The organism is uncultured Streptomyces sp., from assembly GCF_947488945.1.
In the GTDB taxonomy this organism is placed as follows: Bacteria; Actinomycetota; Actinomycetes; order Streptomycetales; family Streptomycetaceae; genus Streptomyces.
This window is the reverse complement of the sequence record NZ_CANLBS010000032.1, coordinates 47,593-58,355: the sequence shown is the minus strand read 5'-3', so window position 1 is coordinate 58,355 and position 10,763 is coordinate 47,593. Positions and strand designations below refer to the sequence as shown.

General features: G+C 70.1%; 8 protein-coding genes. 5 read left to right on the top strand and 3 right to left on the bottom strand.

Translation table 11 applies throughout. The features are described from left to right. Together Q0994_RS31675 and Q0994_RS31670 are read left to right on the top strand one after the other, a co-directional pair. Positions 1 to 1,829, top strand: a 1,829-nt coding sequence (locus Q0994_RS31675) for an alpha/beta fold hydrolase (protein ID WP_299541702.1), incomplete at its 5' end; no start/stop codon positions are given. Positions 1,830 to 1,933: 104 nt separating this feature from the next. Beyond that, the gene (locus tag Q0994_RS31670) at positions 1,934 to 3,451 is read left to right on the top strand and encodes a cytochrome P450 (RefSeq protein ID WP_299541700.1); all 1,518 of its coding nucleotides are present in this window, start codon (positions 1,934 to 1,936) and stop codon (positions 3,449 to 3,451) included. A gap of 95 nt (positions 3,452 to 3,546) precedes the next feature. On the opposite strand, the gene Q0994_RS31665 is transcribed toward Q0994_RS31670, so the two are convergent. Beyond that, positions 3,547 to 3,936 carry a nuclear transport factor 2 family protein gene (locus Q0994_RS31665; RefSeq protein WP_299541698.1) on the bottom strand — a complete coding sequence of 130 codons (390 nt, stop codon included), beginning with the start codon at positions 3,934 to 3,936 and terminating at the stop codon, positions 3,547 to 3,549. Between the two features lie 561 nt (positions 3,937 to 4,497). Here Q0994_RS31665 and Q0994_RS31660 point away from each other — a divergent pair. Continuing rightward, complete coding sequence (locus Q0994_RS31660) at positions 4,498 to 6,132, top strand: polyketide synthase (protein WP_299541696.1); 1,635 nt, start codon at positions 4,498 to 4,500, stop codon at positions 6,130 to 6,132. Positions 6,133 to 6,140: 8 nt separating this feature from the next. Beyond that, on the top strand, positions 6,141 to 7,535 hold the full coding sequence (locus Q0994_RS31655; protein ID WP_299541694.1) for a DHA2 family efflux MFS transporter permease subunit: 1,395 nt from the start codon (positions 6,141 to 6,143) through the stop codon (positions 7,533 to 7,535). Between the two features lie 524 nt (positions 7,536 to 8,059). On the opposite strand, the gene Q0994_RS31650 is transcribed toward Q0994_RS31655, so the two are convergent. Then, the gene (locus Q0994_RS31650) at positions 8,060 to 8,920 is read right to left on the bottom strand and encodes a 3-hydroxybutyryl-CoA dehydrogenase (protein WP_299541692.1); all 861 of its coding nucleotides are present in this window, start codon (positions 8,918 to 8,920) and stop codon (positions 8,060 to 8,062) included. Positions 8,921 to 9,119: 199 nt separating this feature from the next. On the opposite strand from Q0994_RS31650, the gene Q0994_RS31645 reads away from it, so the two are divergent. Beyond that, positions 9,120 to 10,367, top strand: coding sequence for a glycoside hydrolase family 10 protein (locus Q0994_RS31645; protein ID WP_299541690.1), 1,248 nt, complete (start codon positions 9,120 to 9,122; stop codon positions 10,365 to 10,367). Between the two features lie 73 nt (positions 10,368 to 10,440). Here Q0994_RS31645 and Q0994_RS31640 read toward each other — a convergent pair whose 3' ends face one another. Continuing rightward, positions 10,441 to 10,674, bottom strand: a complete 234-nt coding sequence (locus Q0994_RS31640; protein WP_299541688.1) for a DUF1918 domain-containing protein — start codon at positions 10,672 to 10,674, stop codon at positions 10,441 to 10,443. Between the last annotated feature and the right edge of the window lie 89 nt (positions 10,675 to 10,763).

Below are 10,763 nucleotides of genomic sequence, written 5' to 3'. Positions count from 1 at the left end.
TGTTGGATGACGGTGTGGTCACGTCGTTGACGCCGGAGCAGCTTGCTCGTGTGATGGGGCCGAAGGCTGATGCGGCGCTGCATCTGCATGAGCTGACGGCGGGGATGGATCTGTCGGCGTTCGTGCTGTTCTCGTCGGTGGCCGCGCTGATCGGGAGCCCGGGTCAGGGCAATTACGCCGCGGCCAACGCGGCGCTCGATGCTCTTGCGGCGCATCGCAGGGCTCAGGGTCTGCCCGCCACCTCGCTGGCGTGGGGGCTGTGGGCGGATCCCTCCGGCATGGCCGGCGCCCTGGACGAAACCGAGCTGGCGCGCCTCGAACGGCAGGGCGTCGGCGCTCTGTCCACCGAACTCGGCCTGGAACTGTTCGACCAGGCCCAGCGGCTCGACCGGTCCCTCGCCGTTCCGGTCCGACTGGACCTGGCGTCCCTCCGGGCCCAGGCCAGGGCCGGGCTGCTGCCACCTCTGCTGCGGGGCCTGGTGCGGGTACCGGGGCAGTCCGCCGGGAACGAGGGCTCACTGGCGCAGCGGCTGGCCGGTGTTCCCGCGGAGGACCGGGAGGCCATCGCGATCGATCTCGTACGCGGTCAGGTGGCGGCTGTACTCGGCCACGCCACCGCCGAGGCCGTCGAACCCGACCGGGTCTTCAAGGAGCTGGGCTTCGACTCCCTCGCGGCGGTGGACCTGCGCAACCGGCTCACCCAGGTCAGCGGCGTACGGCTGCCGTCCACGCTGGTCTTCGACCACCCGTCGCCTGGCGCCGTCGCCCGGTTCCTGCTGTCCGAGGTCGGTGACGCACCCGACCGGGCCGTCGGGCAACCGAGGCCGGCGACGGCCGCCCCCGCGGGCGAGGCGGGTCCAGCGGCGGGTGGAACCCTCAGCACGCTCCTGCGTCACGCACACGCCGGGGGTTCGATCGTCTCGGCGGTGCCGCTGCTGACCGAGGCGTCGCGGTTCCGGCCGTCCTTCGCGTCGGCCGCCGAACTCGGGGGCGGTGAGGGGTACGTCGTACAACTCGCCCGAGGCCGAGCCCGGGACGAAGAGGCGAGCGGTGGCCGGGAGCTGCCGAAGCTGGTCTGCGTGCCGTCCTTCGTGGTGGGCTCCGGTCCGCACCAGTTCATGCGGTTCGCGGACCACTTCGAGGGGGAACGGGACGTCTACGTATGCTCGTTGCCCGGATTCCGCGGGGACGAGCCCTCGCCCGGATCCTGGGACGCCGCGACGGAGGTCCTGGCGGACGCGATCCGGCGGGCTGTCGGTGACGATCCCTTCGTGCTGGTCGGCTACTCCATCGGAGGCGTCGTCGCGCACTCGCTCGCCGCGCGGTTCGAGGCCGAGGGAGTGGGCGTCGCCGGTCTCGTCATGATCGACACGCCGACGCCGGAGGGGGAGGAGGAGACCAACCGGGTCTTTTCGCTGGTGATGACGGAGATCCTCGAACGCGATCACGAGGCGATCGCCGTCGACGACGCCAATTGGCTCGCCATGGGGACGTACATGCGTCTTCTCGGGGAGCGGGTCACCACCCGGGTCGCCGCTCCATCGCTTCTGATCCGGGCGGGCGAACCCCTCGGCGGGCGAGCTGCCGGGGCCGTGACGGACATCGAGAACGGTCCGGGCGGCGGCACCGGCGGCGTGGGAGCGCACGCCGGTGACGCGGCCGCCGTGACCCACGACTGGCCCGCGTGGCAGGTCGGTGACGACGAGGTCGTGATCGCCGCGGACCACTTCGCGTTGATCGAGACCGCGGCTCCGGCCACCGCCGAAGCGACGGGGAGGTGGCTCACGGTGGACCGCGACACGGACGACCGGGCCGAACGATCCCGATGAACCCCCGGAAGTGACAGCACCACCCGCCGGCGGGCGCCGCCCGTCGGCGGCGGACGACAGCAGTACTACTCGCCACCTCTACATGACAGAGACGGATGACAGCCATGGATGAGTCCAAACCGGCCACGGGCGAGGCAGCCCGGACCGAGGCATCGGCCTGCCCTGTGGACCACACCGCCCTCACCGGCGCCGAGGGTGCCGCGGAGACCGACGGGGGGAGCACGGGCCCGGCACAGGAACAGGCCGTCGCGCACCGGCGGGCGGCGATGCCGGCCACCGCGCTGCCCGGCCCGAAGCTGCCCGCGCCGCTGCAGGTCCTCAAGTACTGGCGGCACCCCGCCGAGTTCGTGGAGCGCTGCCAGGAGGAGTACGGCGGCCGGTTCGCACTGAGCATCAGGATTCCGCCCAAGCCGCTGTACGTGCTCTCGGACCCGGATGACATCAAGCAGATGTTCCTCGCGCCCCCCGACGTCCTGCACACCGGCACCGGCTCCTCCACCATCGAGAAGTTCACCGGCCAGTCCGGGCTCGCCTGGCTGGACGAGGACGAGCACAAGGTCCGCCGCAAGCTCCTCATGCCGAGCTTCCACGGCAAGGCGCTGCAGCGCATCGACACGGCGATCCCGGAGATGGCCGTGACCGAGGTGGCCAAGTGGCCGCGCGGCCGCGACATGCCGCTGCACCCGCACATCCACCGCTTCACGCTGCATGTGATCCGCGAGGTGATCTTCGGTTCGAAGGTGCCGCGGCAGTGGGACGAGCTGATCGAGGTCCTCATCAAGATGATGGGGTTCAACGACCGCATGGGCTCAGCCATGATGATCCACAAGATGTCGGCCACGGCGGTGAAGGCGCTCCGAGCGGTCAAGCCGCTGGGGTTCGACGAGTTCCTCACACTCAGGGAGCGTGCCGACGCGCTGATCGCGGAGGCCGTGGACGAGCGCCGGGCGTCGGGCGAGCCCGGTGACGACATGCTGGCCGTCATGCTCGGCATCACGCACGAGGACGGCTCTCCGCTGTCGCACCGGGAACTGCGCGACGAGATGATGACCATCTTCCTCGCCGGCACCGAGACGACGGCGGCCGCGATCGCCTGGTCGTTCGAGTTCCTGAGCCGCGAGCCGGAGGCGCTGAAGAAGCTGGTCGAGGAGATCGACCTCGGTGAGGGCGACGAGTATCTGACGGCGACGGTCCAGGAGGTCCTGCGGCTCAAGCCGTCGATCCCGCAGATCATCCCCCGTACGGTCATGAAACCGATCGAGATAGGCGGGGTGCGCTTCGAGCCCGGGATGCTCCTGTGGGCGAGCGCCTACCTGATGAACCGCGACCCGTCCCTCTACCCGGAGCCTAAGGTGTTCCGCCCGGAGCGGTTCGTCGGAACCAAGCCCGGTGTCTACACCTGGATTCCGTTCGGCGGCGGCCGCATCCGCTGTCTCGGCGACAAGATCGCGCTGCTGGAGATGAAGGCCGTCCTCCGCGAGGTGCTGTCCCAGTGCGAGCTGTACCGCCACGACCCGACCCCGGAGGGCACGCGTAGCCGCAGTGTCTCGGCGCTGCCGAAGCGGGGAGCGATGCTGGAGCTGCGCCCCCGGGTCCGGGAGGCGGCCCGGGGCGCGGTCTGAGCCGGCGGGCGCGGGCACGGACGGCGACGTACCGGGCAGCAGGACGGGCCGTGGGCATCTGCGACAGATGCCCACGGCCCGTCCTGCTGCGGCGGTCACGCCGAAATGGTCACACCCGCCGCGGCGAATTGCGCGATCATGGCCTCGCGCAGGGCGAGGGTGCCGGTGAACGGGCGTACCATCACCACGAGTTCATCGATCGCACCGTTCTCGTCCACATGGAAGAAGTTGCTTCCCTCGATCTCCTTCCCGTCGACCCGGGCGCGGAAGAGGAGCGAGTGATCGCTCCCGTCCTCGGAGACGAGGTCGCGCACGAAGACCACGTCCTGGAGGACCTGGCCCACCGCGCGCAGGATGGGGCCGGCGGTCTCCCGGCCCTCGAACGCCTTGAACACGACGGGGCTGCGGAAGACCACGTGGTCGGCGAGCAGCGCCACGGCTGCGTCCATGTCCCCCGTGGCGAGAGCGGCTCTGAACGGATGCACGACTTGACCTCCTGATGGGCGTGATGGGCGCCGACAAGTGCGGATGATGTCGCCACCCGCATAGGAACGCGCGTCACGCTAGCCGTCGGCCCTGCCCGGGACCGAAGGTCGTCCTGAAGCTGCCAGCGGCGCACGCCACGGGTCGGATTCCGGTATCCAACGTTCGGCTGCCGACCAGGAGCTTCGGCGTTGCGCAGGCTTCCCGAGCCGTTGGGTTCGAGCCGGAGGATCAGCGCGTAGGAGGGGAAGCGATGAAGGCCCTGGAGAGTCAGCTCCTTTCCGGAGAGGCGACGAGGACTCGGAAGCGCCGTCGTGCGTTTCGGTCGCGCAACGCGCCTGTGCATCGGGATCCTGTGGCCGTTGGGCCGGAGAAGTCACTCGCAGGCACCCTGGATACTTGAAAGTAACTTCGAATGTGGCGTGCGACACAGTGCGGGGGTGGGGGTGGTCGCCACTGCTACTGTCGGCCCGGCATGACGTTGCGTCCCAATTCGCGTGAGGTAATTCACGGGTTTGATGCTGTGGTAACGGGGGGGCATGGCAGACCTATGTCGTCAGCGTGTGGCAATCGCTGGTATTGCGGCTCGGTTACCGGACTCGTCTGGTCCGCATGGGCTCCGGAGTCGGCTGCGCGATGGTGTCGACGCTATCCGCTTACGTGATGCAGATCGTCCTTCAGGTCCGCATTACGGTGGATTCGTCGACGGCGTCGACGAGTTCGAGCCGGATTTCTTCCCTGTGACGCCGTGTGAAGCGGCGAATACCGACCCTCGGCAGCGGCCGGCACTGGAGCCGGCATGGCAGGGTCTGGAAGATGCCGGAATCGTCGTCACACCGCACACCGCGCCACGAATGGGCGCCATGGCTGCCGACTGCGCGGACCTCCTCGCGTTATCGGGAGCGAACGGAATCACCCGGCACACCCTGACAGGTGTAGGGCGCGCGACAGTCGCCGACCGGATCTCCTACAGCCTTGGCCTGTCCGGCCCCAGCATGGCCGTCGACACGGGTCGGTCTTCGTCCCCGGTCTCCGTTCACCTCGCTTGCGAAAGCCTGCGCAGGGGTGAAAGTGAGATCGCCCTCGCGTGCGGCGTCCACTTCGATGTGTCGCCCATCAGCAGCGCCGTCGAGGCGGCGGGCCCCCTGCCCCCGGACGGCAAGTGCCATGTCTTCGACGGGCGGGCCAACGGATATGTCCGAAGTGAGGGCGGTGGCCTCGTTGCTCTCAAACCGCTGACGCACGCGATCGAGGGCGGCGGTCACATCGATGCGGTCATCGAGGGCAGTGCCGTCGGAACGGGCTCCGGCGATGGCGGATTGCCGGTCCCGAGCGCCGACACACAGATGCGCACGATCACGGTAGCCCTGGAGAACGCTCACGTCGAAGCGTCCCAGGTGCAGTACCTCGAACTGCACGGGACGGGTACCCGCGTCGGCGATCCTGTCGAGGCGCGAGCACCGGGATCCGTGTACAGCTCTTCGCGTCCATCCCCGGCACCGCCGGCGGTCGGTTCGGTCAAGACGGACATCGGCCATGTGGAAGGCGGCGACGGCATCGCCGGTCCGATGAAGAGCGCACTGTGCATCAACCCCCGTGAATTCGTCCCGAGCCTGAACTTTGTGCGGCCCGATCCGCAGATCGCCTTGGACGAGTGGGGGCTTCGTGTGGTGACGGAGAACGCGCCGTGGCCTGCCGAAGGGCAGCCCGTCACGGCAGGGGTGACATCGCTGGGTATCGGCGGTAGCCGCTGTCACGTGGTGCTCACGGCCGACTCCTCCGTCTCCTCCCCGGCTGGGCAGCGGTCAGAGCTGCGGGTTGGTCAGCCTGTGGCGCCGCTTCCGGTGGCGGTGTCGGGTAAGAGTGCGAGGGCGTCGGCTGCTGAGGCGGAGCGGTTGAGGCCGTATGTGCCGGCGCGTCCGGAGTCGGGCGTGCTCTCGCCGGAGGATGTGTGCACGTTGGCGGCTGCGTTGGGTCGGCTGATCGCTGCGCTGCCTGCGGGCGACCTGGACGGGCTCGGCCGACATCATGCAGATCACCCCCGATTTCTCCGCACGGGACGGCTTCCACCTGTCGGTCCACGGCTACGGCTACGGCTACGGCCGCTGGGCGCAGGCGGTGGCCGACCGTCCGGGACCGGACCGTTCCGACCTGCAACCGCGGTGATCAACATGACCGAAAGGACGTCAGCAGCATGACACCGTCAATGAGTGGGACGAAGACCCGGAGGGGATGGAGCATCGCGGTCGTCCTCATCGGCGTCTTCGTCTCCTCGCTGGACCTGTTCATCGTCAACATCGCGTTTCCCGACCTGGCCCTGTCGTTCCCGTCGTCGAGCCTGAGTGACCTCTCCTGGGTGCTGAGTGCGTACGCGATCGCCTTCGCCGCGGTCCTGGCGCCGGCCGGCCGTTGGGCGGACCGGTCCGGCCGCAAGCGCGCCTTTCTGATCGGGATGGCGTTGTTCACGGTGGCGTCCGCGGTATGTGCCGTGGCCCCGTCGCTGGGGGCGCTCGTCGCCGCGCGTACGCTCCAGGCCATCGGCGGAGGCTTGATGCTGCCGAGTTCGCTCGGTCTGCTGCTCCCGCTGTTCCCCCCGGAACGGCGCGGAGCCGCGATCGGCCTGTGGTCGGCGATGGGCGGCGCGGCCGCCGCCCTCGGCCCGCCGATCGGCGGCCTGCTCGTACAGGCCGGCTGGGAATGGGTGTTCATCGTGAACCTTCCCATCGGCGTGGCGGCTGTCGTCCTGGGGGTGTGGGTGCTGCGCGAGATCCGCGAGGACTCCGGCGCGTCCCCCGACGTGCTGGGCGCCGTGGCCCTTGCGATGACGGTGGGCGCCCTCATCGCGGCCATCGTGCAGGGTGAGACATGGGGCTGGACCAGCGGACGCATCCTCGGCCTGGCCGGGCTGGGCGTGCTGGGCATCGTGTTCAGTGCGATACGGGCGGTCCGCCACCCGGCCCCGATCATCGAACCGGCGCTCCTGCGCATCAGGGCCGTGTCACTGGCCAACGTCGCGACCATGCTGTTCTTCGCCGGCTTCGGAGCGATGATCCTCGGTTCGGTGCTGTTCCTCACCGAACTCTGGCACCACTCCGTGTTGCGCGCGGGCCTGGAAATCGCGCCCGGTCCGGTCATGGCGGCGATCTGCGCGGTGCCGGGCGGTCTGCTGGCCACCAGGTACGGCAACTATCTGGTGGGTTTTGTCGGCAGCATCCTGTTCGCGGCGGGCGGCGTCCTGTGGGCGACCACCACCGCCACGGACGCGGCGTACCTGACCACCTTCCTGCCGGCGGGCGTCATCGCCGGAATCGGTGCCGGGCTGGCCCTGCCGAGCCTGTCCGGAGCGGCCACCCTCCCACTGCCCCCCGAACGCTTCGCCATCGGCACCGCGATGGTTTCCATGTGCCGTCAGATCGGCCTGGCGCTGGGCGCGGCGACAGTGGCCGCCGTGATGGGCACCCACGCGGACCTGTCGTCGTTCCACGCCGCCTGGTTCTTCATGGCGGCCTGCGGCTTGACCGGCGGCTTGGCCCTGCTCGCCATCCGTGACACCAGCCCTCGGCCGGCCGCAGCCGCCGCCGGGGCACCGGCTCCCCGGTGAGGGCATCTCGCCGGGTCAGTGAGCGCCGTCTTCGCGGCGGCTTGCGACTCTGCATGCCCGAGTCGGCCATGACCTCCGCGACGGTGTTCACCCTGGACCTGCCAACCCACGCCCCACGGGTCCAGGGTGATCCCCGGCGAGCCGTAGGTCTCGCCCGACTCGCGGAAAAAGCGCGCCCCCGCCGAGCCGGGCCAGGTCGTTCGACTCGTACAGCGCCACGCCGTCCTCGCAGGTCAGCCGCTCACCGGCCCGAACTTTCCGCTTCAGCTCGCGCTTGAAACCCGCGTCCATCCTCAGGAACCTCCACGATTTGTCCCTGTGGGCACACGCTCCGCCTGCCGCCGGCATGTCTCCCCGGCGCTCTCTCCCCGACCTGTCCAGGGAAACCCTTGGATCAAAGCCGCTTTCCTGTAAGGCGGTTCCCGGTGTCGCACGGTCCGGCAGAGCTGCAAGTCCCTCGAAAAGTCGGGAGAACGTCCCCCCACGGGCCCGGCGCCGTGAGCACCGGACCCGCGTCCAGGAGGTCAGGCGTACGGGTAGAACCCCGCGCCCGACTTCCGGCCGAGCCGGCCCGCGTCGACCATGCGCTGGAGCAGCGGGGGCGCGGCGTACAGGGGTTCCTTGTACTCGGCGTACATGGAGTCGGCGACGGAGGCCACCGTGTCCAGGCCGATCAGGTCCGCGAGCTTCAGCGGGCCCATGGGGTGGGCGCAGCCCATCTCCATGCCGTTGTCGATGTCCTCGCGGCTGGCGATGCCCGACTCGAACATCCGGATCGCGGAGAGGACGTACGGGATGAGCAGCGCGTTCACCACGAAGCCGGAGCGGTCCTGGGCGCGGATGGCGTGCTTGCCCAGTACGTCGCCCACCACGGCCTCGGCCCGCTTGACCGTCTCGTCGGAGGTGGTCAGCGCGGGGATCAGCTCGACGAGGTTCTGCACCGGCGCCGGGTTGAAGAAGTGGATCCCGATGACCTTGTCCGGGCGGGAGGTCGCCACGGCCAGCTTCACCAGCGGGATGGAGGAGGTGTTGGAGGCGAGGATCGCGTCCTGACGGGTCACCACCTGATCGAGCACCTGGAAGATCTCCGTCTTCACCTGCTCGTTCTCCACCACGGCCTCGATGACCAGGTCGCGGTCGGCGAACTCGCCGAGGTCGGTGGTGAAGCTCAGGCGACCGAGGGTCTCGTCGCGCTCCTCCTCGGTGATCTTGCCGCGTTCGGCGGCCTTCGAGAGGGAGTTGTGCAGCCGGGTGCGGCCGATCTCCAGCGCCTCGCCGGTGGTCTCCGCCACCCTCACATCGAGACCGCTGCGGGCGCACACCTCTGCGATGCCCGCGCCCATCTGGCCACAGCCGACCACTCCGACGCGTGCAATGTCGGCCATAGAGTCCGTCACCTCGTGCCTTTCGCTGATCCCGGTATCGCAGGGCCCGTACGTCTCCGGCGCCCGCCTCGACCCCACGACGTTACTCCGCCGTGGAAGATCCGCCGACTCGCGGGTCGGCGGACCGGATGCGGGGCAGGATTCTGGTCGCACAACGCTACGGTGGCGTCACGGACCGACAGGGAAGCAGGTGTGCGGGATGCGGCGGACGGGCCGGAGGGCATGGATCGCGGGTGCGGCCGGGGTGGTGGCCTCGCTGGTGACGCCGGGGCTCGCGACGGCCGGGGGCGACCCGTCGGGCCCGCGCCGCAGGGCCGAGGGGCCGGAGATGCGGGGCATGTGGATCGCCACCGTCGCCAACGTCGACTGGCCCTCGGCCCCCGGGCTGACCGCGGCCGCTCAGCGCGCCGAGCTGATCGAACACCTCGACCGGGCCGCCGCGCTGCGCCTCAACACCGTCATCCTCCAGGTCAGGCCGACCGCGGACGCCCTGTGGCCGTCGACGTACGAGCCCTGGGCCCAGTGCCTCACCGGCGTGCAGGGCAAGGACCCCGGCTGGGACCCGTTGGGTACGGCCGTCACCGAGGCGCACCGGCGCGGGCTGGAGCTGCACGCCTGGTTCAACCCCTACCGGATCGCCAACCACACCGATCCGTCCCGGCTGGTGGCGGACCACCCCGCCCGGCGCCACCCGGACTGGGTGGTCCCGTACGGCGGGAAGCTCTACTACGACCCCGGCCTGCCCGAGGTCCGGCGCTTCGTGCAGGACGCCATGCTGGACGCGGTGCGCCGCTACGACATCGACGCCGTCCACTGGGACGACTACTTCTACCCCTATCCGGTGGCCGGCCAGAGCTTCGACGACGACGCCTCGTACGCCCGGCACGGCGGTGGCTTCGCCGACCGGGACGCGTGGCGGCGCGACAACATCGATCTGCTGGTCCGCGAGACGGGGCTGCGGATCAAGGAGATCAAGAAGGACGTGCGCTTCGGCGTCAGCCCGTTCGGCGTGTGGCGCAACGCCGCCACCGACCCGCAGGGCTCACCCACCACGGCCGGCGTGCAGACCTACGACGACCTGCACGCGGACACCCGCACGTGGGTCCGTGAAGGCTGGATCGACTACATCTGCCCTCAGCTGTACTGGAACATCGGGCTCAAGGCCGCCGACTACGCGAAGCTGGTGCCCTGGTGGCACGAGACGGTGCGGGGCACGGGCGTCGACCTGTACCTGGGGGAGGCGCTGCACAAGGCGGGCGACCCGGCCCAGCCGGCTGCCTGGCAGGACCCGGCCGAGTTGTCCCGGCACCTCACCCTCGCCGAGGGGTACGGCGAGGTCCGGGGGCACGTCTTCTTCTCCGCCCGCAGTGTGGCCGCCGACCGGATCGGCGCGATGGCCCGGGTCGCGGCCGACCACTATCGGAGCGTGGTGAAGCCGCGGGCGTGAGCGTCCCCGCGGCCGGGGCTGCCCGGTCCGGGGCAGCGCGTCCGGGGCCGCTGCCCGGCCGGTCCCGCGCCACTCACCTGCGCTTCGGGTCGTCGTCCGGCGGTCGTTCTGCGGTGTTCCGGGCGGCGGTGTGCTGGACGACGCTGTCCGGGCCCGGGGACCTCAGGGACTCGTGGCCGTCCTCGAAGCGGAGCCGGTAAGGGGGAGCGCCCTCCTCGCCGAGCACTTCGACGATCTCCGCGACGCGGTCGTGCCGGCCGACGGTCCTGCCGTGGGTCAGCAGCCGGTCGCCCGTGTGTGCCTCCACCGGGAATCGCCTCCTCGCGACGGTGATCGGAACAGGCTCTTTGTCGACAAGTTTACGAGCGTGGGGCGGTCGGGGCGGTGGTCCGGCCG